21 protein-coding genes are annotated in these 19,984 nt (G+C 65.6%); 11 read left to right on the forward strand and 10 right to left on the reverse strand.

Translation table 11 applies throughout. The features are described from left to right. Nucleotides 1-6: 6 nt before the first annotated feature. The 8 genes from paaB to WN72_RS15410 all read left to right on the forward strand — a co-directional run bounded on the left by paaB (nucleotide 7) and on the right by WN72_RS15410 (nucleotide 6,657). Nucleotides 7-294 (forward strand): 1,2-phenylacetyl-CoA epoxidase subunit PaaB, encoded by a 288-nt coding sequence (paaB, locus tag WN72_RS15375; RefSeq protein ID WP_008136594.1) that lies wholly within the window; start codon nucleotides 7-9, stop codon nucleotides 292-294. Then, entirely contained in the window at nucleotides 294-1,070 is a 777-nt protein-coding gene (gene paaC, locus WN72_RS15380; RefSeq protein ID WP_027558584.1) for a 1,2-phenylacetyl-CoA epoxidase subunit PaaC, read from the forward strand. The genes paaB and paaC overlap by 1 nt, the downstream gene beginning before the upstream one ends. Then, nucleotides 1,064-1,567: a 1,2-phenylacetyl-CoA epoxidase subunit PaaD gene (gene paaD, locus WN72_RS15385; protein ID WP_092216901.1), complete on the forward strand. Its 504-nt coding sequence runs from the start codon at nucleotides 1,064-1,066 to the stop codon at nucleotides 1,565-1,567. The genes paaC and paaD overlap by 7 nt, the downstream gene beginning before the upstream one ends. A 2-nt stretch (nucleotides 1,568-1,569) precedes the next feature. Further along, complete coding sequence (gene paaE / locus WN72_RS15390) at nucleotides 1,570-2,652, forward strand: 1,2-phenylacetyl-CoA epoxidase subunit PaaE (RefSeq protein WP_092216902.1); 1,083 nt, start codon at nucleotides 1,570-1,572, stop codon at nucleotides 2,650-2,652. A gap of 55 nt (nucleotides 2,653-2,707) precedes the next feature. Then, on the forward strand, nucleotides 2,708-3,157 hold the full coding sequence (gene paaI, locus WN72_RS15395; RefSeq protein WP_092216903.1) for a hydroxyphenylacetyl-CoA thioesterase PaaI: 450 nt from the start codon (nucleotides 2,708-2,710) through the stop codon (nucleotides 3,155-3,157). A gap of 41 nt (nucleotides 3,158-3,198) precedes the next feature. Beyond that, nucleotides 3,199-4,530 carry a phenylacetate--CoA ligase PaaK gene (gene paaK, locus WN72_RS15400; protein ID WP_027558588.1) on the forward strand — a complete coding sequence of 444 codons (1,332 nt, stop codon included), beginning with the start codon at nucleotides 3,199-3,201 and terminating at the stop codon, nucleotides 4,528-4,530. Nucleotides 4,531-4,594: 64 nt separating this feature from the next. Further along, a complete protein-coding gene (locus WN72_RS15405; protein WP_092216904.1) occupies nucleotides 4,595-5,599 on the forward strand; it encodes a quinone oxidoreductase family protein in 1,005 nt (334 codons plus the stop codon). A gap of 2 nt (nucleotides 5,600-5,601) precedes the next feature. Further along, nucleotides 5,602-6,657, forward strand: coding sequence for a YeeE/YedE family protein (locus WN72_RS15410; protein WP_027558590.1), 1,056 nt, complete (start codon nucleotides 5,602-5,604; stop codon nucleotides 6,655-6,657). Here WN72_RS15410 and WN72_RS15415 read toward each other — a convergent pair. Further along, nucleotides 6,636-7,550 carry a DMT family transporter gene (locus WN72_RS15415; protein ID WP_092216905.1) on the reverse strand — a complete coding sequence of 305 codons (915 nt, stop codon included), beginning with the start codon at nucleotides 7,548-7,550 and terminating at the stop codon, nucleotides 6,636-6,638. The genes WN72_RS15410 and WN72_RS15415 overlap by 22 nt on opposite strands. Nucleotides 7,551-7,663: 113 nt before the next feature. On the opposite strand from WN72_RS15415, the gene pdxR reads away from it, so the two are divergent. Beyond that, nucleotides 7,664-9,076, forward strand: coding sequence for a MocR-like pyridoxine biosynthesis transcription factor PdxR (gene pdxR / locus WN72_RS15420; protein WP_194483047.1), 1,413 nt, complete (start codon nucleotides 7,664-7,666; stop codon nucleotides 9,074-9,076). Between the two features lie 9 nt (nucleotides 9,077-9,085). Here the strand turns inward: pdxR and WN72_RS15425 are convergent, their stop codons facing one another. From WN72_RS15425 to WN72_RS15445, 5 genes are all read right to left on the reverse strand, one after another. Continuing rightward, complete coding sequence (locus WN72_RS15425) at nucleotides 9,086-10,309, reverse strand: bifunctional alpha/beta hydrolase/OsmC family protein (RefSeq protein ID WP_092216907.1); 1,224 nt, start codon at nucleotides 10,307-10,309, stop codon at nucleotides 9,086-9,088. Nucleotides 10,310-10,335: 26 nt separating this feature from the next. Continuing rightward, the gene (locus WN72_RS15430) at nucleotides 10,336-10,995 is read right to left on the reverse strand and encodes a sulfite oxidase-like oxidoreductase (RefSeq protein ID WP_092216908.1); all 660 of its coding nucleotides are present in this window, start codon (nucleotides 10,993-10,995) and stop codon (nucleotides 10,336-10,338) included. Nucleotides 10,996-11,013: 18 nt separating this feature from the next. Continuing rightward, nucleotides 11,014-12,336: an MFS transporter gene (locus WN72_RS15435; RefSeq protein ID WP_092216909.1), complete on the reverse strand. Its 1,323-nt coding sequence runs from the start codon at nucleotides 12,334-12,336 to the stop codon at nucleotides 11,014-11,016. A gap of 31 nt (nucleotides 12,337-12,367) precedes the next feature. Then, nucleotides 12,368-13,591: a cytochrome P450 gene (locus tag WN72_RS15440; protein ID WP_027558596.1), complete on the reverse strand. Its 1,224-nt coding sequence runs from the start codon at nucleotides 13,589-13,591 to the stop codon at nucleotides 12,368-12,370. Between the two features lie 62 nt (nucleotides 13,592-13,653). Further along, a complete protein-coding gene (locus WN72_RS15445; protein ID WP_027558597.1) occupies nucleotides 13,654-13,863 on the reverse strand; it encodes a ferredoxin in 210 nt (69 codons plus the stop codon). Nucleotides 13,864-14,018: 155 nt separating this feature from the next. On the opposite strand from WN72_RS15445, the gene WN72_RS15450 reads away from it, so the two are divergent. After that, nucleotides 14,019-14,666 carry a TetR/AcrR family transcriptional regulator gene (locus tag WN72_RS15450; protein WP_092216910.1) on the forward strand — a complete coding sequence of 216 codons (648 nt, stop codon included), beginning with the start codon at nucleotides 14,019-14,021 and terminating at the stop codon, nucleotides 14,664-14,666. Here the strand turns inward: WN72_RS15450 and WN72_RS15455 are convergent. From WN72_RS15455 to WN72_RS15470, 4 genes are all read right to left on the reverse strand, one after another. Then, nucleotides 14,663-15,313: an aspartate/glutamate racemase family protein gene (locus WN72_RS15455; RefSeq protein ID WP_092216911.1), complete on the reverse strand. Its 651-nt coding sequence runs from the start codon at nucleotides 15,311-15,313 to the stop codon at nucleotides 14,663-14,665. The genes WN72_RS15450 and WN72_RS15455 overlap by 4 nt on opposite strands. A gap of 147 nt (nucleotides 15,314-15,460) precedes the next feature. Continuing rightward, a complete protein-coding gene (locus WN72_RS15460) occupies nucleotides 15,461-16,471 on the reverse strand; it encodes an amino acid ABC transporter substrate-binding protein (RefSeq protein WP_027558600.1) in 1,011 nt (336 codons plus the stop codon). A gap of 12 nt (nucleotides 16,472-16,483) precedes the next feature. Beyond that, a complete protein-coding gene (locus tag WN72_RS15465) occupies nucleotides 16,484-17,833 on the reverse strand; it encodes an aspartate aminotransferase family protein (protein ID WP_027558601.1) in 1,350 nt (449 codons plus the stop codon). A 3-nt stretch (nucleotides 17,834-17,836) separates the two neighbouring features. After that, nucleotides 17,837-18,709, reverse strand: coding sequence for a MurR/RpiR family transcriptional regulator (locus tag WN72_RS15470; RefSeq protein WP_092216912.1), 873 nt, complete (start codon nucleotides 18,707-18,709; stop codon nucleotides 17,837-17,839). 87 nt (nucleotides 18,710-18,796) lie between these two features. On the opposite strand from WN72_RS15470, the gene WN72_RS15475 reads away from it, so the two are divergent. Continuing rightward, the gene (locus WN72_RS15475; RefSeq protein WP_027558603.1) at nucleotides 18,797-19,984 is read left to right on the forward strand and encodes an amino acid ABC transporter permease; all 1,188 of its coding nucleotides are present in this window, start codon (nucleotides 18,797-18,799) and stop codon (nucleotides 19,982-19,984) included.

The following is a 19,984-nucleotide window of genomic DNA, read 5'->3' on the forward strand; positions in this document are numbered from 1 at the left end:
ATCAATATGGCCACGCCGAACACGCCGCTGTGGGAAGTCTTCATTCGCAGCCGCAACGGGCTCGCGCACAAGCATGTCGGCTCGCTGCATGCGAGCGATGCGACCATGGCGTTGCAGGCCGCCCGCGACATCTACACCCGTCGCGGCGAAGGCCTCTCGATCTGGGTCGTGCCCTCGACCGCGATCACCGCGAGCGATCCCGCCGAGAAGGGTATGATGTTCGAGCCGGCGGAATCCAAGATCTACCGGCATCCGACGTTTTACGAGGTGCCCGAGGAAGTGGGGCACATGTGATGGCGACCGCCAACATCCAGGTCTCGGAAACGCCGCTGGTGCTGTACGCGCTACGCCGGGCCGATGATGCGCTGATCCTCGGCCACCGGCTGTCGGAATGGTGCGGTCACGCGCCGATGCTGGAAGAGGACATGGCACTCTCCAACATCGCGCTCGACCTGATCGGCCAGGCCCGCGAACTCTACACCTACGCGGCCAAGGCTGAAGGCAACGACAACGACGAGGATAAGCTCGCGTATTTGCGCGACGTCCGGCAGTACCGCAACCTGCTGCTGGTCGAGCAGCCCAATGGCGACTTCGCCCAGACCCTGGTGCGGCAGTTCTTTTATTCCGCCTTCGCCGACCTCTATTGGCGCGCGATGATGACTTCGCGCGATACGACGCTCGCAGCGATTGCTGCCAAGTCGGAGAAGGAGAGCGCCTATCACCTGCGCCACGCTTCGGAATGGATCATCCGGCTTGGTGATGGCACGGATGAAAGCCACAAGCGCGCTCAGGCCGCGATCGATCACCTCTGGGCCTTCACCGGCGAGATGTTTGCCGTCGATGATGGCGAGCGCGCGCTGATTCATGCCGGTATCGCCATCGATCCCGGCACCTTGCGCGGCCGTTGGCTGACGACGCTCTCGGGTGTCGCCAGTGAAGCAACGCTCCAGTTGCCGCAGAACGACTGGATGCAGCAGGGCGGCCGCGCCGGCCGCCACAGCGAGCATCTCGGCCATCTCCTGTCCGAGCTGCAATCGATGCAGCGCACTTTTCCGGGGCAGACATGGTGACGGTGCTGGAGCGCGATAGCGAGTTGCGCCGGCGCGCCTGGGATGCCGCGGCGAGCGTGGTCGATCCCGAGATTCCGGTGCTGACCATTGCCGACCTCGGCGTGCTCCGCGATGTCTTTCTCGACGGCGATCATGTCGAGGTCACGATCACGCCGACCTATTCGGGCTGCCCGGCCATGAATATGATCGCGCTCGAAATCGAGGTTGCACTGGAGCGCGCTGGTTTTCAGCGTCCGAAGGTGCGCACGGTGCTGTCGCCGGCCTGGACCACCGACTGGATGAGCGAAGAAGGGCGCTGCAAGCTGCGTGCTTACGGCATCGCGCCGCCGCAAGCTTCAAGTTCACGCCGGGCGCTGTTCGGCGAGGAGGCCGTCGCGTGCCCGCAATGCGGCTCTGACAAGACGGAATTACTGTCCGAATTCGGCTCGACCTCCTGCAAGGCGCTGTGGCGCTGCAAGGCCTGCCGCGAACCCTTCGATTACTTCAAGTGTCATTGACCATGTCAGCAGCCGCACCACGCTTCCATCGCCTGGCCGTCAACGACCTCCGCCGCGAAGCGTCGGACGCCGTCTCGATGACCTTCACCATCCCCGGCGAACTCGCCGGTGATTACGCCTTCACGCCCGGCCAGTACCTCACGCTCCGCACCATGCTGGACGGCGAAGAGGTCCGCCGCTCCTATTCGATCTGCTCCGGCCCTGATGACGGCGAGATCCGCATTGCCGTGAAGAAGGTCGACGGCGGCGCGTTTTCGAGCTGGGCCGCGGATGAGCTGAAATGCGGCGACGAGCTCGACGTGATGACGCCGACGGGCCGCTTTGGCGTGGTCCCGCCTGCCGAAGCCGGGCGCATCCATGTCGGCTTCGCCGCGGGCTCCGGCATCACGCCGATCCTGTCGATCGTCAAGGGCATCCTCGTGCGCGAGCCGGGCAGCCGCTTCTTCCTGTTCTACGGCAACCGCGCGACCGACAACATCATGTTCCTCGAGGCGCTGGAGGAGCTGAAGGACCGCTTCATCGACCGCCTTTCGATCTTCCATGTCATCTCCGGCGAGGAGCAGGACATCCCGATCCTGCATGGCCGGCTCGATGGCGAGAAGGTGAGGGTGCTGCTGCGTTCGCTGGTGCCGGCTTCAAGCGTCGACCACGTCTTCATCTGCGGTCCATCCGGTATGAGCGAGGAGATCGAGGCAACCTGCCGCGGCCTCGGCATCGCCGACGAACGCATCCATGTCGAACGTTTCGTCTCCGAGTTCGGCGGCAAGCCACGGCCGAAGAAGGAAGTTGCACCCGACGCGCCGCCGAAGGCGATCGCCTCCCTGATCATCGACGGCAAGCGCCGCGACGTGCCGGTCGCGGAGGACGAAGCCATCCTCGATGCCGCGCTGCGCGCCGGTGTCGATCTGCCCTTCGCCTGCAAGGGCGGCATGTGCTCGACCTGCCGCGCAAAGCTGGTCGAGGGCGAGGCGCCGATGGACCTCAACTATTCGCTGGAACCCTGGGAGCTGAAAGCCGGCTTTGTCCTCACCTGCCAGGCCAAGCCATCCTCCGAGCGGGTTGTGGTCGACTACGACCACGTTTGACAGTTTTGGCCAGGCAGCAGAACATCATGAGCAAACGATTGGCCGGGAGAAGCGCGTGAACGTCAAAGCCGCCCTGTCACCTCAGGATATTGCGCGCGCCTGCGCCGATGCGATGTGGGCGGAGGACGATGCGTCCAAGGGGCTCGGCATGGAGATCGTCGAGATCGGCCCGGGCTTTGCGACGCTCGCGATGACGGTGCGGCCCGACATGGTCAACGGCCAGCGCATCGCCCATGGCGGCTTCATCTTCACGCTCGCCGATTCCGCCTTCGCCTTTGCCTGCAACTCGCACAACGAGCGCGTGGTGGCGGCGCAGGGGCAGATCACCTTCATCAAGCCCGGCAAGCTCGACGACCGCCTCGTCGCGAAAGCGCGCGAGGTCACCCGCGGCGGCCGCTCCGGCATCTACGATGTGCGCGTCACCGCCGGCGACACCGTCATCGCGGAATTCCGTGGGCATTCGCGTGTCATTCCCGGGACGTGGCTGCCGACACAAGATCAATAAGACCAATAAAAAGAACAAATCAATGATGTGGGGAAACGAGGATGGCTCTGACGAGGCTCAAGGAAGGCGGCAATTCCTATAGTGCCGAGATGGACGCGCATGAGCGCGCCTCACGCGACGAGATCGTGGCGTTGCAGAAGCAGCGCCTGGCCTGGTCGCTGAAGCACGCCTACGACAACGTCGCGCATTATCGCAAGGCGTTCGACAAGGCTGGCGTGCATCCGTCCGACTTTCGCGAGCTCTCCGATCTCGCGAAATTCCCGTTCACGGTGAAGACGGATCTCCGCGACAACTATCCCTTCAACATGTTCGCCGTGCCGCGCGAAAAACTGGTGCGCGTGCATGCCTCCTCCGGCACGACGGGCAAGCCGATCGTTGTCGGCTACACCCAGCGCGACATCGACACCTGGTCGGAGGTGATGGCGCGCTCGATCCGCGCCGCCGGCGGCCGCACCGGCATGATCATCCATAATGCTTATGGCTACGGTCTCTTCACCGGCGGACTTGGCGTGCACTACGGCGCGGAGAAGCTCGGCTGCACGGTGGTGCCGATCTCCGGCGGCATGACCGAGCGGCAGGTGCAGCTCATCAACGACTTCCGGCCCGACATCATCACGGTGACGCCGAGCTACATGCTGGCGATCCTCGACGAGTTCAAACGGCAGAAGCTCGATCCGCGCCAGTGCTCGCTCAAGGTCGGCATCTTCGGCGCCGAGCCCTGGACCAATGCGATGCGCGGCGAGATCGAGGACGCCTTCGATATGGACGCGACCGACATCTATGGCCTGTCGGAGGTGATCGGCCCCGGCGTCGCGCAGGAATGCATCGAGACCAAGGACGGCCTGCACATCTGGGAAGATCATTTCTATCCGGAGGTGATCGATCCCGAGACCGGTGCGGTGCTGCCCGATGGCGAGAGGGGTGAGCTGGTATTCACCTCGCTCACCAAGGAAGCCTTTCCGGTGATCCGCTATCGCACCCGCGATCTGACGCGGCTGCTGCCAGGCACGGCGCGGCCGGGCATGCGGCGCATGGAGAAGGTGACGGGCCGCTCCGACGACATGATCATCCTGCGCGGCGTCAATCTGTTCCCGACCCAGATCGAGGAAGTCCTGCTTGCGACGGACTGGTGCGGCGGCCACTTCATCCTGGAGCTGACCCGTGAGGGCCGCATGGACGAGCTGACCATCATCGCCGAGGCGCGGCCCGAGAGCTGGGACGGCCGCGGCCTCGTCGACCATGCCGACCGGGTCTCGACCCATATCAAGAACACGATCGGCATCAGCTCCAGGGTGCAGGTGGTCGCGCCGGCCACGCTGGAGCGCTCGCTCGGCAAGGCCAAACGGCTCTACGACAAGCGGCCCAAGGACTGACTTGACGGATTGACTTGACCGGCCCCAGAGGCGACAAGGCCCGCGAGAAATCGCGGGTCTTTCCATGTCGTCAGCCGATACCAAAACCGTCGCAGCGCGCTGCGTGCGCCTTAATGCCAAGGCCGAAAATGCCGCCGCGCTTGCGCCGGTGGTCGAGCACCATACGCTCGCGCGCGGGCCGAACGATCTCCTGATCGAGGTGAAGGCTGCCGCCGTCAATCCGTCCGACGTCAAGGCTGCGACAGGGCTGATGCCCTATGCCGTGTTCCCGCGCACGCCCGGCCGCGACTACGCCGGCGTGGTGATCGACGGGCCGGCCGGCACGATTGGCCGGGAAGTGTTCGGCTCCTCCGGCGATCTCGGCATTCGCCGCGACGGCACCCACGCCAGCCATCTCGTCGTCGAGGCCGATGCGGTCGTGGAGAAGCCGAAGACGGTGTCCTGGGAGGAGGCCGCCGGCATCGGCGTGCCCTTCGTCACCGCGATGGAAGGCTTTCGCCGTGCCGGCATTCCGAAGAGCGGCGAAACGGTGCTGGTGTTCGGCGTGAACGGCAAGGTCGGTCAGGCCGCGGTGCAGATCGCGACCTGGCAGGGCGCGCGCGTCATCGGCGTGGTGCGCAAGGCGGAAGCTTATGAAGGCCACACCAACGCGCCCATCGAGGTGATCGACGCCTCCGCAACGGACGTCGCCACGCGCGTGCGCGAACTGACCGGCGGCAAGGGGGCCGACATCGTCTTCAACACCGTCGGCGATCCCTATTTCCAGGCCGCGCACAAGTCGCTTGCTCTTCGGGGCCGCCAGATCCTGATCGCCGCGATCGATCGCATCGTGCAGTTCAACATCCTCGAATTCTACCGAGGCCAGCACACTTATGTCGGCATCGATACGCTCGGCCTGTCCTCGGCGGCGACCGGCGCGGTGCTGCGCGATCTCGGTCCGGGCTTTGCGAGCAGTCACCTCAAGCCATTCCCGATCAAGGCGAATGCGATCTATCCGCTGGAGCGCGCGAGGGAGGCGTACACTGCCGTCGCCGGCTCGTCGCGCGACCGTGTGATCCTGAAGCCGTAGCGATGGAATCCACCCAACCCGTCATTCTCGCCGGCCTGGTCATCGGCCTCATCTACGGCAGCGTCGGGCTGCTCAGCGGCTTCTGCCTGATGAGCAGCATGCGCGACTGGCTGACGAAGGGAGACGGGCGGCTGGTGCGCTCTTATGCATTGGCAATCGCGGTCGCGATCGCCGCGAGCCAGTTCCTGGCCGGCAACGGCACGGTCGATCTCGGCAAGTCGATCTACCTGCAACCAACCTTCTCGGTGCCGGTGCTATTCCTTGGCGGCCTGCTGTTTGGCTATGGCATGGTGCTGTCGAACGGCTGCGGCTCGCGTGCGCTGGTGTTGCTCGGCCGCGGCAATCTCCGCTCCTTCGTCGTCGTGATCGTGCTCGGCATCGCCGCGCAGATGACGCTGAAGGGCTTGATCGCACCTGCGCGCATCGCGATGGTGCAGTCTTCGCAGACGACCGTCAGCGCGAACTCGCTGCCGTCACTGCTGACGACGCTCGGACTCACGGAGGTGGTTGCGCGCGCGCTAGCCGGTGCCACGATCGTTCTTGCCCTGGTCCTGTTCGCCTTGGCTCATCCGCCGTTCCGGCGCTCGCCGGGCCAGATCGCAGCGGGCATCATCGTCGGTCTCCTCGTCGCCGGCGGCTGGTACGTCACCGGCCATCTCGGTGCCGACGACTTCAACCCTGTTCCGGTGACGTCGCTGACCTTCATCGCGCCGATCGCCGACAGCCTGCAATACGCGATGCTCTCGACCGGCCTGACGCTCAACTTCGGCATCGCGACGGTCGCCGGCGTCTTCAGCGGTAGCCTAGTCACCGCGCTCGCCACCGGCCGGTTCCATCTCGAAGGCTATTCCTCGCCGCGCCACATGCTGCGCTCAGGTGGTGGCGCTGCGCTGATGGGCATCGGCGGCGTGATGGCGTTCGGCTGTTCGATCGGGCAGGGGCTTACGGGCCTATCGACGCTCGCACTGGGCTCGTTCATTGCCGTCGCCGGCATCCTGCTCGGCACCACGGCAGGTCTGCGCGGCGTGTTGCGCGTTCAGCCGCTCGCGGTGGCCTGACCGCGCAGCAGCCGGTCGCCCAGTGTCGCAAGACCAATGCCGGTGACGATCAGTCCGGCCGCAACGGCAAGGCTGATGTCGATCGGCTCACCCAGCAGGATTGCGGCGGCGGCGATGCCGACGAGCGGTGTCCCGGTGGTGCCGAGCGAAGTCGTCAGCGCCGAGATGCTCTTGTTGACCATCGACATCGCCCAATAGGCCAGCGCCGTTCCGATCAGGCCGGAATACAGGAACAGCAGCACGAGCTTCCACGACCATTCCGCATGCGGCAGCCCATCCACGACCGTCGCGCTGACTGTCAGCACGATCGTCGCGACGAGCACCTGCCAGATCAGAAGCTGGAGCGGAGAGGCGATCCAGCGATGCGCGCGGATATAGATGATGTTCGCCGCCCAGGACATCGCGGCGAGGATGACCATCCCGGCGCCGATGAGGACGTTGACGTTGGTCCAGTCGATCGATGCGGGGTTCAGGATCACGGCAAGGCCGATCAGCCCGAGCAGTGCGCCGGCGAGCTTTGGCGCGGTCAGCGTGTCCTTCCCCAGCATGGGCGCGGCGATCGCGACCCAGAGCGGCGTGGTGTAACCGAGCACGATGGCCTTGCCCGCGGGCAGGAAGCGCACACCGGCCGCAACCAGGACCGAGAACACCGTCATGTGCAGCAGCGCCACGCTCAGGACCACCGGGATGTCGCGCCGCTCGGGGATGACCAGATTGTTGCTCAGTCCGAGGATCACGAACAATCCGCCCAGCGCGATCCAGCTCCGGATCGCTGACGTCCAGAGCGGTGGAAAGAACTGGACGAGCTGCTTCGTCACCGACCAGTTCACGCCCCAGGCCACGACGACGATCAGGAACAGGCCGATGGCCGCGCGGGGTGACAGGGAGTTCATCTCGTAGGTCCTTGAAGCAGTCCAGTGCGCCGGATAGCATCGTCGCTGGCACCTGAAAAAGGGCCAGATTGGAGAATAACAGAGTGCCAGTCTTGGATGGTGTGATCTCCGCCATGATCGCCCTGAACCGGGCCGACGAGCAGGGGCTGATGGCACAGCTTACGGGCCAGCTTCGCAGCCTGATCGCGAGCGGCCGTCTCGGCAAAGGCCGCGTGTTGCCGTCGAGCCGCCGGCTCGCAAGCGATCTCGGTGTCTCGCGTAACACTGTGACCTATGCGTTCGAGCAGCTCGCCGCTGAGGGATATCTCGAGGCATCGCATGGTCGCCGTCCAGTCGTGACGGTCGATGGCGGCGAGCCCGGCAAAGGGGCGAGCGCCGCGAGTGCGCGTACCGCCGAGCCGCGGCTCTCGCCATGGGCGTCGAAGCTCAGGCAGACCGATTGGCCGATGTCCTATCAGGCACCGCTAAAGCCGTTGCGTCCGGGCCATGGCGATTCCAGGGAGTTTCCCAACGAGGTCTGGGCGCGCTGCCTGCGCCGCGGTGCCGTGCGCGCGGCCAGACGCGAGCTCGGACCGATCAACCGGCCGCGCCTGCGCGAGTCGCTCGCGCATTATCTCGCGACGAGCAGGGGTGTTCGCGCCACAGTGGACCAGATCCTGATCCTGCCGAGCGCGCAGGCCGCGCTGACCTTGATCGCGGCTGCGCTGATCTCGCCCAGTGACGAGGTCTGGGTCGAGGATCCCGGCTATCCCGGCGCGGCGGCCGCCTTCCGCGCCTCCGGCGCGCGCGTGACCGGCATCAGGCTGGACGAGCAGGGCATGCAGCGGATGCCGGGCTTGGCGGCCCCGACGCTCATCTTCATGACGCCATCGCACCAGCACCCGACGGGACGGCTGATGTCGCTGGCGCGCCGCACCGAATTTCTCAGGTCGAGCAAGCCCGGCAAGACCTGGATCGTCGAGGACGATTACGACGGCGAATTCCACTACGACAGCCGCCCCGTGCCGGCCCTGCAAGGGCTCGATGCCCATGGCCGTGTGTTCTATGTCGGTACGTTCTCGAAGGCGATGACCTCGGATATCCGGCTCGGCTATCTCGTCGTCCCGCCCGCGCTGGTCAGCACCCTCGAGATCGCGCAGCGGCACATCGGACTGATCGCGTCCAGCCACATCCAGGAGGCGCTGGCCGAGTTCATTGCCGACGGGCACTTCCTCGCGCATCTGCGCCGGATGCGCCGGCTCTATCACGCCCGCCGCGATCATCTCGCCGCGGGACTGGAGCGTCATCTCGGCGAGGCGCTTTCGGTCGAGGTGCCCTCCGGAGGCATCCAGCTCGTCGCGCGCCTCAAGCGCGGCCGGGCCGATCAGGCGGCCGTGAGGCGGCTGGTCGCGGCGGGTGTCGAGACGCGCGCTCTATCGAGTCTCGCGCTCGGCCGGCCACGCGATCACGGCCTGCTGCTCGGCTTCGCGGCCTGGCGCGAGAGCGAGATCAGCGCGGCGGTGCGGACAATGGCGTCGTGTTTCTAGCGCACCACTTCAGTCCACGGCCTTCGTCACGATGCGGATCTCCGAGGTCAGCGTCCGGTGCACCGGGCACTTGTCGGCGATTTCCATCAGCTTCTTGCGCTGCTCGGCATCGAGCGCGCCGTCCATTGCGATATCACGCTCGATCTGGTCGAGCATGCCGTCGCGCGTCTCGCACTCCGCGCAGTCCTTGGCGTAGATCTTCGAATGCTTCAGCGTCACCGTGACGCGATCGAGTGGCAGCGACTTGCGATCGGCATAGAGGCGCATGGTCATGGAGGTGCAGGCACCCAGACCGGCGAGCAGGAAGTCGTAAGGTCCCGGGCCAGCATCCTCGCCGCCGGCAGCCTTCGGTTCGTCCGCGATCAGATGATGCGGCCCCACGGTGATGATCTGGTTGAACTTGCTCTCGCGGGTCTCCTGAACCACGACTCTGCGCGGCTCCTCGGGGAGGTCCATCGCCTTTGCAGGTGTCGCCGTATCGATGTAACGGGTCGCCCAGGCCGTGATCACATCGGCTGCGTAGAGCGCGTCGGCCGGCTTGGTCAGCAGATGATCGGTGTGATCCAGTGAGACGAAGCTCTTGGGGTGTTTCGCCGCAACGAAAATCTTCGTGGCGTTGTCGATGCCGACGGTGTCGTCGACAGGCGAATGCATCACCAGCAGCGCCTTGTGCAGGCCGGTGACGTCCTTCATCAGCTCGTGCTCGACGATATCGTCGAGGAATTCGCGCTTGATCCGGAACGGGCGCCCTGCGAGCGAGACCTCGACCTCGCCCTGCGCGCGGATGTTGTCGAGATGGTCCTTGAAGAGACCTGTGACGTGGGCCGGGTCCGAAGGTGCCGCGATGGTCGCGACCGCCCTGGCTTCGGGGATCTTCCCGGCGGCCGCGAGGATCGCGGCGCCGCCGAGGCTGTGGCCGATCAGGATCGATGGCGCCTTGCGGACGCTGCGCAGATGATCGGCGGCGCGCACGAGATCGGCGACGTTGGAGGAGAAGGTCGAATTGGCAAAATCGCCTTCGCTGGAGCCGAGCCCGGTGAAGTCGAAGCGGAGCACGGCGATGCCCCTTGCGGCGAGCGCAACCGAGATGCGCTTGGCCGCCAGCGTGTCCTTGCCGCAGGTGAAACAGTGCGCGAACAGCGCGTAAGCCGTGGGCTCTCCGTCAGGCAACTCCAGTGCGGCCGCGAGCTGATGGCCACCCTCGCCGGTGAATTGGAAGCGCTCCGTTGCCATGATTCTCCCCCGCTCTTGTTCGAAGTCTAATCGCCTGAATAGCGCTGCTCGGCCCAGGGATCGCCGCGGTTATGATAGCCGCGGACTTCCCAGAAACCCGGCGCGTCCTCGGTGAGGAACTCGATGGCCTGAAGCCACTTTGCACTCTTCCAGAAGTACAGATGCGGCACGACCAGCCGCACCGGGCCGCCATGCTCGTCGGACAGCGGCTGGCCTGACCAGCTATGGGCGAGCAGCGCGTCCTCGGCGGCAAAATCTTCCAGCGCGAGGTTGGTGATGTAGCCATCATAGGAATGCAGCACCACGAAGCGTGCATCTTCGCGCGGCTGGCAGGCCGTGAGCAGCTCGCGCGTCGCGAGGCCCTCCCAAAGATTGTCGTAGCGCGACCAGGTGGTTACGCAGTGGATGTCGGAGGTGAACTGCGCCTGCTTCTGCGCGGCGAATTCGGCGAAGGTCCAGAACACGGGATTGTCGACCGCGCCATAGACGTCGAGCCGCCAGCGCTCGCGCGACACCGGCGGCACGACGCCGAGATCGAGCACCGGCCAGTCTTGTGTCAGATGCTGGCCCGGCGGCAGACGCTGGTCCTCCGGCCGCGTGACCTTGCCGGTGAGGAAGCGGCCCTCGCGCGCCCATTTCTCCTTGGTGCGCGTCAGCTTGCTGTCGGATGGCGTCTCGTCGGCCATGGGTTGCTCGTGAATGGGCTACTCGTGGCGATGCATCGCCGAGGCGTGCTTGGTGTCGCGCATGGTGGAGTAGATGATCAGCGACAGGAAGATGATTCCGGCGAGATAGTAATAGAACCAGTCCTCGTGCCCGATGCTCTTGAAATAGAGCGCGATCGCAGGAGCCGTGCCGCCGAAGATCGACACCGTGATGGCATAGGGCAGGCCGACGCCGAGCGCGCGGACATTGGTCGGGAACAGCTCGGCCTTTACCACCGCGTTGATCGAGGTGTAGCCGGCGACGAACAGCCAGGCGCAGCAGATCAGGATGAAGGCCATGAAAGGCGACTTGGTCTCCTTCAGCGTCATCAGCAGCGGCACGGTCGCGAGCGTACCGGCGACGCCGAAGAAGATCAAAAGCGGCTTGCGCCCGATCTTGTCGGAGATCGCGCCGTAGATCGGCTGCAGGATGGTCGCGAAGATCAGCGTGCCGAAGATCACGAAAGTGGTCTGGTCCTCGGTGAGCCCGACCGAGAGCTTGACGAAGGTCTGCATGTAGGTGGTGAAGGTATAAAACGCCGCGGTGCCGCCAGCGGTGAGGCCGACCACGAGCAACAGCTCGCGCGGGTAACGCAGCAGATTGGCGAGCGAGCCCGTTGGTTTCACCACCTTCTTGGCTTCCTCGAAAGCCTCGGTCTCGTGCAGGCCGCGCCGCATCACGGCGGCGAAGATCGCGAGCGCCGCGCCGATCGCGAACGGGATGCGCCAGCCCCAGGCCTTGAGCTCCTCTGGCGTGAGGAACACCTTTTGCAGGAGCAACAGCACGATGATCGCGGTGAGCTGGCCGCCGATTAGCGTGACGTACTGGAAGCTGGAATAGAAGCCGCGGTGCCTGGGATCGGCAACTTCACTCAGGTAAGTGGCGCTGGCGCCGTATTCGCCGCCAAGACTTAAGCCCTCGATCACGCGCGCGACCGCCAGGATGGCCGGGGCGGCAAGACCGATCGAGGCATAGGTCGGCGTCACCGCGATGATCAGCGAGCCGAAGCACATGAAGACGACCGACAGGGTCAGCGAGATGCGCCGGCCGAAATGGTCGGCGAGGTAGCCGAAGAACCAGCCGCCCAGGGGGCGCATCAAGAAGGTCGCAGCGAACACCACGGCGACATTCAATTGCTGTACGACGGGGTCGTTGCCGGGGAAGAACGCCGGGGCGAAATAGAGCGCAGACGCGGTGTAGGCGTAGAAGTCGTACCACTCGACGAGATTGCCGATCGAGCCGATGAAGATCGCCTTGATCCGCCGCTCGGCGTCGGCGATGTCGAAGTGGTCAGAGGCCGGTTGGGTTGCTTGCTCAGTCACGTCCGGCCTCTCCGTTGGTCCTGGAAAAGGCCTACATCGCCTTTCCCAGCAAAAATGGCAACTGGCGGGGGCCTCTCACCGTGCCCTGCGACCAGGTCACGGTGCCTGCCGGATCAAGCCGGAAGTCGGGAATCCGCTTCAGCCATTCCTCCAGCGCAACCTGCATCTCCATGCGCGCAAGATTGGAACCGACGCAACGGTGGATGCCGAGGCCGAAGGCGGCGTGGCGGTTCTCGCGGCGGTCGATCACGACTTTGTCAGCGTCCGGAAACATTTTCGGGTCGCGGTTGGCGGCCGGGAACGACAGCAGCACCATGTTGCCCGTCTTGACCGGGCAGCCCGAGATCGTGGTCTCCTTGACCACCTCGCGGGCCATCGTCACCGGCGAATAAGCGCGCAGCAGTTCCTCCACCGCAGTCGGGATCAGCCCGGGCTCGGCGATCAGCCGCTCGCGGTCAACAGGCGTCTTGGCGAGATGCCAGAGCGAGGAGCCGATCGCGCTCCAGGTGGTGTCGATGCCGGCGATCAGGAGCAGCCGCAGCGAGCCCAGCACATGGGAATCCTCGAGCGGATTGCCCTCCTTGTCCTTCGCATTCATCAAATAGGAGATGAGGTCGTCGGTGGGCTTGTTCTTGCGCGCCTCGATGTGTCCGCTGAAATAGGCGCTCATCTCTTGCACGGCCTGGAGCAGCACGTTCTCGTCCTTGATGCCGAGCTCGAGGATCATGTGGATCCAGTTGATGAAGAGATCGCTGTCGGTCTCGGGAATGCCGAGCATATGTGCGATCGCACGCACCGGGATGTGCTTGGTGTAGCGCTCCGCCGCGTCGATCCGGCCTTCGGTGATGAAGCCGTCGATCAGCTCGTTGCAGATCGCGCGCACTCGCGGCTCGAGCTTTTTCATCGCGTCCGGCGTGAAAGGCGGCAGCAGCAGCTGCTTGGCCGGCTTGTGCACGGGCGGATCGGACGTGATCGGCGGGGCGGCGTTTTTGCTGGTGATCTCCGGCCGCACGTCGCGGACGATGATGCGGCGGGAGGAGAAATGCTCGGTGTCGTTGGCAATCGCGCGTACCGCCTCGTAGGTCGTCGGCATGTAGCAGCCGAGGAAGCGGTCGGTATGCACGACGGGGCTGGCGGCGCGCAATTCTTCCCAGATCGGGAAGGGGTCGTCGGTCCATTGCGGGTCGGTGTGGTCGAAATCATGGACCCAGTCGGTCACGGGCGGATGGGCGGCGGGCTGGCTGACGTCGGACATCTCGAAAATCCCTTGTAGCTCGTGTTCGCTGAAAGCACGCGGGGCGCGGGGGGAGGTCCCCGCTACTCTTCGATCACATCGATTGCGATTTCCGGGCAGTTGGATTTGGCAAGCCAGGCCTTGTCTTCGAGGCCCGGCGGCACGACGCCATCGCCAGCCTCATGGGCGTTGCCGTATTCGTCGAGCTCGAACAGCTCCGGCGCCAGCGCCTTGCAGCGTGCGTGGCCCTGGCACTTGTCGGGATCGACGTGAACCCTCAGTCGCTCTGTCATGGCGGCTTCCTCGGTCGTATGCGCCGGGCCCGAAGGGCGGCGCGTTCCTCGTGTCAATCTTGTCCGCGACATTTGCGGCTTATTCTAAGTTATATGATATTACATTCGCGACAGGCTTCCCCTGTCAAGGGCAAACTTATAGGCTTGACCGCAACATGCGCTCACAACTCGCCCGCAAGCCCGAGAAGACCTACCATCACGGCGATCTCCGCGACGCTCTGATCAAGGCCGCGCTCCGAGAGGCGGAGCAGGGCGGGGCTGAAGCGATCAGCATCAAGGCGCTGGCAAAGCAGCTCGGCGTCTCGCAGCCGGCGCCGTACCGGCACTTCGCGGATCGCGAGGCGCTGCTTGCGGCGGCGACGGCCGAAGCGTTCCGCCAGCTCAGTACGATCCTGCGCGAGGCGATGGCGAAGCCGTCGAAGCAATCGAAACTGTCGCGGTTGGCGCAGGCGACGCTCGATTTCGGCCTGCGCCGCAACGGCATCTACCGGTTGATGTTCGCATCCCGCATCGTGTCATGCGCGGCCAAGGGCAGCGAGCTGCACGCGGCGACGCGCGAGACGTTCGGGCTCGTGATCGAAGCCTTGGAAGCGCCCGCCGTCGGCTATTTGCGCGAGCGGCAGGCGCTGAAGATCTGGGCCGCGCTGCACGGCGTGGTGATGCTGGCCGAGCAGGGCCTGTTCACGGGCGAGTCGGCGCACGCCACGCGCGAGGAGCTGGTCGAGGATTTTGTCAACGAGACGAAGGCCGCGCTCGCGGTTGCGATCAAGGACGCGCGGCGCCAGAAGAAGGCTGGCGCCTAGGTTTTCGCCTTCAAGAGCCGCATCAGCTTCTCGACCGCGCTGTCTGGCGTTGTCACCACGGGACGGCCCGTCGCCTCTGCGACCAGCGGCGCAGTCGCCGCGATGCTGAACTGCGCCAGCGCAATGACGTCGCAATCGTGCAGGTCGCGCGAGGCTTCCGCGATCAGCCGGTCGTGCGTGGCGCGGTCGCCGCGGTCGAGCGCCGCCAGTGCGCCCTCGGCGAGCTTCGGCACGATCTGGACGGAGGCGGGAAACTCCGGCGGCATCGATACCAACGTCGGCGGGAAGGTCGAGAGCAGGCCGATCCGCTTGCCCATCGTCACGGCACGCTCGATCATGGCTTCGTTCGGCTTCAGCACCGGCATCGGCGCATGCGCCCGCGCTACCGCCTCGATGCAGGGACCGAAGGCCGAGCAGGTGAACAGGATCGCATTTGCTCCGGTCGCCGCCGCATAGTCGCCGAGCGCAAGGAAACGCTCGGTCATGGCATCATTGAGCTCGCCGTCGCGCGCCAGATCCGCCGACAGGCTGTCGTCGAGCAGGTTCATCAGCCGCGCCTCCGGCCACGCCTGCGCGAACGCCGCCTCGATCGGGGCGATGGAATGCTTGAGGGCGTGGATCAGGGCGATGCGAGGAGGCGTGCTCATTGCAGGTGACTACCTGATATGTCTCGTGCCCCGGACGCAGCGCAATGCGTAGTATTGCGCTGCAGAGCCGGGGCCAATCGCGGCTGCCGGGTCCCGGCTCTGCGCAGCAGCGTTGCACGCTGCAGCGCGTCCGGGACACGAGAGAAGTTATTTGAACGGCACCGCGTACATCAAGCCGCCCTTGCTCCAGAGGCCATTGAGGCCGCGCTCGAGCTTGAGCGGGCTCGCCTTGCCGACATTGCGCTCGTAGATCTCGCCGTAATTGCCGGTGGCCTTGATCGCGATGACCAGCCATTTGTTGTCGAGCCCGAGCCGCGAGCCGAGATCGCCGGAGGCACCCAACAGCCGCTGGATCGCAGGCGTCTGCGACTTCGTCATCTCCTCGACATTGGCCTGCGTGACGCCGAGCTCCTCGGCTTCGATCAGGCCGTAATGCAGCCAGGTGATGATGTCGCTCCAGACTTCGTCGCCGTTGCGGGTGAAGGGGCCGAGCGGCTCCTTGCTGATGGTCTGCGGCAACACGACGTAATCGGCCGGGTTCGGTGCGGCGGTCGTCACGGCGCCGGCGAGCGCCGAGGCATCCTGGGTCATGGCATCGCAGCGGCCGCCGAAGAAGGTCTGGTACATGGTGTCGACGCGGTCGAACACCAGCGGCTTCCAGTCGATGCCGTTGGCCCGGCCGTAATCGCCGAGCGTGACCTCATGCGTGGTGCCCTGCGCGACGCAGACCGTGGCACCCTTGAGGTCCTTCAGCTCCTTCACGCCGAGGTCCTTCTTCACGACAAAGCCCTGGCCGTCGTAGAAATTGATCGGACCCTGGCGCAGGCCCAGCGTCACGCCGCGCAAATAGGTCTGGGTCGAGTTGCGGTAGAGCACATCGATCTCGCCCGATTGCAGGGCTGTGAAGCGGTTTTGCGCCGTCAGAGAGACGTAGCGCACCTTGCTGGGATCACCGAGCACGCCGGCGGCGAGCGCGCGGCAATAGTCGACGTCGAGACCCTTGTAATTGCCTTGCGAGTCCGGTGCCGAGAAACCAGCGAAGCCGGCGCTGACGCCGCACACCAGCGTGCCGCGGCTCTTCACCGTGTCCAGCGTCGCCGCCGATGCGACAACCGTCGATGCCGCGAGCACGCCCGCTGCGATAACCACTTTCCTCATTCTACTCTCCCCTCAGTGATTGACACTACGCAACACGTTGTCGACGGCCGTGCCGAGCTTGTCGACAATCTGATCGATCTCGTCGGCCGAGGCGATATAGGGCGGCGCCAGCAGCACATGGTCGCCGCGGACGCCGTCCACGGTGCCGCCGCCGGGATAGCAGCCGAGCCCGTTAGCAAAGGCCTCCGCCTTGATCTTCTGGTGCAGCTTGAGCGCTGGGTCGAACGAGGTGCGGCTGGCCCGATCGGCGACGAGCTCGATCGCCCAGAACAGGCCGCGCCCGCGGATGTCGCCGACATGGCGATGATTGCCGAATCGCTCGGTCAGCCGCTGCTCGAGCTGCTTGCCGCGCTCCCTCACGCGATCGAGCAGGCGGTCCTCGCGGATCACATCCTGCACCGCAAGCGCGGCTGCGCAGGCGAGGGGATGGGCGAGATAAGTGTGGCCGTGCTGGAACGCGCCGGAGCCGGACCGGATGGTATCGATGATCTCTCTGCTCGCGAGCATCGCGCCGATCGGCTGGTAGCCGCCGCCGAGACCCTTTGCAATCGCCTGGATGTCAGGTGAGATGCCTTCCTGCTCCCAGGCATGCGTCGTGCCGGTGCGGCCCATGCCGCTCATGACCTCGTCGAGAATGAGCAGCGCGCCATGCCGGTTACAGATCTCGCGCACCGCCTTGAAGTAGCCGTCCGGCGCCGTCACCGCGCCGGCGGTGGCGCCGACAACGGGCTCGGCGAGGAACGCCGCGACACTGTTCGGGCCGAGGCGCTGGAACTCGGCCTCCAGCTCCGCGGCAAGGCGCGCGACGAACTGCGCATCCGACTCGCCGTCGTTCTTCTCGTGATAGGCGAAGGCCGGCGTCACATGGCTGAACGCGGCCGAGAGCAGCGGCGCATAGGGTGCGCGGCGCCAGGCATTGCCGCCGGCGGCGAGCGCGCCGAGCGTGTTGCCGTGATAGCTCTGCCGCCGCGCGATGAAATGCTGCCGCTGCGGCTCACCGCGCTCGATGAAATATTGCCGCGCCAGCTTGATGCTGGCTTCGATCGCCTCCGATCCGCCGCTGACGAAATAGGCGTAGGCGAGACCGCCGGGCTCGTGCCCGACCAGCGTCTCCGCGAGCGCCTCGGCCGGCTCGGATGAGAAGAACGCGGTGTGGGCATAGGCCAGCGTGGAGGCCTGCTTGGCAATCGCCGCGATCACGCGCGGATGCTGGTGGCCGAGGCAGGAGACCGCCGCCCCGCCGGAGGCATCGATCACGCGGCGCCCATCCTCGGCGAAGAGATAGACGCCTTCGCCGCCGATCGCCTTGGGCGGCGTTTCGCGGAGAGAGCGGTGCAGCACGCGGCTGGTGCGGGTGCTCATGGGTCAACCTTTCTCTGAGACGTAGGTGGAGGCAGCGGCGAGCCGCGCCTCGGTATGTTCCAGTCGCTTCTTCGCGGCGGTGCCGCCGAGCGAGAACGTCACCGCGGCGAGCGACTGCGCGATCGCGATGGCGCCGGTGAGGCTGGGGAAGAAGCCGGGCGAGGAGGCCGCCTCGAACAGCAGCACCTGGTCGGCGCCCTCGGCCATCGGTGCCGAGAGGCTGTCCGCGATCGCGATCAGCGTTGCGCCGGCGCGATGGGCGGCTTGCGCGACGCGCACGCTCGCGTTCGTGTAGGGCAGAAAGCCGACGACGATGACGGCTTCGCCGGGACGGAAGGCGCCGAGATCGAGATCGTCGGGTCCGGACGCGCCGACGAGCTGTACCTGCTCCGGGCGGAACAGCCGCAGTTCGTAGTTCAACAGCTCAGCGACGCTGCGGCAGCTGCGGTAGCCGGCGATCCAGATCCGCTTGGCGTCGTGCAGCGCGCGGGCTGCGGCCACAATCGGCTGCGCCGGAATGCGTGGCAGGCCGGCGCCTTCGGCCGCGAGCTTGTCGATGACGAGCGCGACATCGGCGTTGGGGCCATGACGCCGGCCCTTCGCCCTGGCGGAGAACGGCGAGGTCTGTGACGGCCGCCGCGCTTCGGTCAGCGCCGCGCGGAGCTCGTCCCAGCCGGAATAGCCGATCGCCTTGGCAAGCCGCGTGAACGCGGCGGGATCGGCGCCGGCTTCGGCGGCCAGATCGCGCATCGAACGGGTGGTGGCGTCGTAATCATTGGCGGCGACGAAGCGGCCGACCTCCTGCAGGCGCAGGGGAAGCGATGGCAATGCGATACGCAGTTCGCTCAGCGGCGAGGATTTCGCGGGCTCGGCCATGAAACATTTGTTGCATGAATCTTGGATTGGTGCAACAGTTGACGTGCGCCGCCGGAAATCGTTGCTTTTGAGAAGGATTTTTGTGCTGTGACATCAGACACGCCAAGACCGCCGCCGCGCCGCCGCCTGTTCGGTGCGTGGGGCCCCCGCGAGCTGAAGGGCCTGTTCTGGCAGGTGCTGGTGGTCGGGATCGCGGTCGCGGTCATCGCCTTCCTCTGGTCCAACACCGTCACCAATCTGTCGGCGCGCCGCATCACCACAGGCTTTGCCTTCCTCGGCCGCGAGGCCGGCATGCCCATCGCCGACAGCCTGCTCCCCTATAGTCCTAGGGATACCTATCTCTGGGCGTTCGTCGTCGGCGTTGCCAACACCCTGCGCGTCGCCGTGATCGGCATCGTGCTCGCCACCATCGTGGGCACGCTGATCGGCATCTCCAGGCTATCGGCGAATTGGCTGCTGTCGCGGCTTGCCGCCGTCTATGTCGAAACGCTGCGCGACATTCCGCTGCTGCTCCAGCTCCTGTTCTGGTACGTGCTGATGCAGGCGCTGCCGGCCGCGCGCGCAGCGTGGCGGCCGGTCGAGGGTGTGTTCCTGTCCAATCGCGGCCTGATCCTGCCGGCCATCCCGGTTGGTTTGCCGCAGCTCTGGGTGCTCGGCACGGCCGTGCTTGGGCTAGCCCTATTCTATCTGATCCGGCGACGGTTGATCGCGGAGCAGATGCGCGACGGCAAACCGCGGCCGGCTTGGCCGTTTGCGATTGGCCTCATCGTCGCGCTGCCTGTGGCCGTCTCGCTGGTGCTCGGCGTATCCTGGACCATCGAATGGCCGCAGCTGCGCGGCTTCAATTTCGTCGGCGGGCTCACGCTCGCGCCGGAATATTTCGCGCTGCTGATCGCGCTCGTCACCTACACCTCGGCGTTCATCGCCGAGATCGTGCGCAGCGGCATCCAGTCGGTGCCGCGCGGGCAGTGGGATGCCGCCAATGCGCTGGGCCTGCGCCGCAGCTTCATGCTGCGGCAGATCATCCTGCCGCAGGCGCTGCGCGTCATCGTGCCGCCGATGACGAGCCAGTATCTCAATCTCACCAAGAACTCCTCGCTCGCGGTCGCGATCGGGTACCAGGACGTGGTCTCGGTCGCCAACACCACGTTGAACCAGACCGGGCAGGCAATCGAGGCGATCGCGCTGATCATGGCGGTGTTTTTGACCATCAGCCTGTCCATCAGCTTCTTCATGAACTGGTACAATGCGCGCATCGCGCTGGTGGAGCGCTGA

Source organism: Bradyrhizobium arachidis (assembly GCF_015291705.1).
Lineage (GTDB): Bacteria > Pseudomonadota > Alphaproteobacteria > Rhizobiales > Xanthobacteraceae > Bradyrhizobium > Bradyrhizobium arachidis.

Excerpts from the sequence above, each read along its gene's own strand:
- paaB (WP_008136594.1), top strand. The coding sequence starts at position 7 with ATGGCCACGCCGAACACGCCGCTGTGGGAAGTCTTCATTCGCAGCCGC.
- paaC (WP_027558584.1), top strand. The coding sequence starts at position 294 with ATGGCGACCGCCAACATCCAGGTCTCGGAAACGCCGCTGGTGCTGTAC.
- paaD (WP_092216901.1), top strand. The coding sequence starts at position 1,064 with ATGGTGACGGTGCTGGAGCGCGATAGCGAGTTGCGCCGGCGCGCCTGG.
- paaE (WP_092216902.1), top strand. The coding sequence starts at position 1,570 with ATGTCAGCAGCCGCACCACGCTTCCATCGCCTGGCCGTCAACGACCTC.
- paaK (WP_027558588.1), top strand. The coding sequence starts at position 3,199 with ATGGCTCTGACGAGGCTCAAGGAAGGCGGCAATTCCTATAGTGCCGAG.
- WN72_RS15405 (WP_092216904.1), top strand. The coding sequence starts at position 4,595 with ATGTCGTCAGCCGATACCAAAACCGTCGCAGCGCGCTGCGTGCGCCTT.
- WN72_RS15410 (WP_027558590.1), top strand. The coding sequence starts at position 5,602 with ATGGAATCCACCCAACCCGTCATTCTCGCCGGCCTGGTCATCGGCCTC.
- WN72_RS15415 (WP_092216905.1), bottom strand. The coding sequence starts at position 7,550 with ATGAACTCCCTGTCACCCCGCGCGGCCATCGGCCTGTTCCTGATCGTC.
- pdxR (WP_194483047.1), top strand. The coding sequence starts at position 7,664 with ATGATCGCCCTGAACCGGGCCGACGAGCAGGGGCTGATGGCACAGCTT.
- WN72_RS15425 (WP_092216907.1), bottom strand. The coding sequence starts at position 10,309 with ATGGCAACGGAGCGCTTCCAATTCACCGGCGAGGGTGGCCATCAGCTC.
- WN72_RS15430 (WP_092216908.1), bottom strand. The coding sequence starts at position 10,995 with ATGGCCGACGAGACGCCATCCGACAGCAAGCTGACGCGCACCAAGGAG.
- WN72_RS15440 (WP_027558596.1), bottom strand. The coding sequence starts at position 13,591 with ATGTCCGACGTCAGCCAGCCCGCCGCCCATCCGCCCGTGACCGACTGG.
- WN72_RS15445 (WP_027558597.1), bottom strand. The coding sequence starts at position 13,863 with ATGACAGAGCGACTGAGGGTTCACGTCGATCCCGACAAGTGCCAGGGC.
- WN72_RS15450 (WP_092216910.1), top strand. The coding sequence starts at position 14,019 with ATGCGCTCACAACTCGCCCGCAAGCCCGAGAAGACCTACCATCACGGC.
- WN72_RS15455 (WP_092216911.1), bottom strand. The coding sequence starts at position 15,313 with ATGAGCACGCCTCCTCGCATCGCCCTGATCCACGCCCTCAAGCATTCC.
- WN72_RS15460 (WP_027558600.1), bottom strand. The coding sequence starts at position 16,471 with ATGAGGAAAGTGGTTATCGCAGCGGGCGTGCTCGCGGCATCGACGGTT.
- WN72_RS15465 (WP_027558601.1), bottom strand. The coding sequence starts at position 17,833 with ATGAGCACCCGCACCAGCCGCGTGCTGCACCGCTCTCTCCGCGAAACG.
- WN72_RS15470 (WP_092216912.1), bottom strand. The coding sequence starts at position 18,709 with ATGGCCGAGCCCGCGAAATCCTCGCCGCTGAGCGAACTGCGTATCGCA.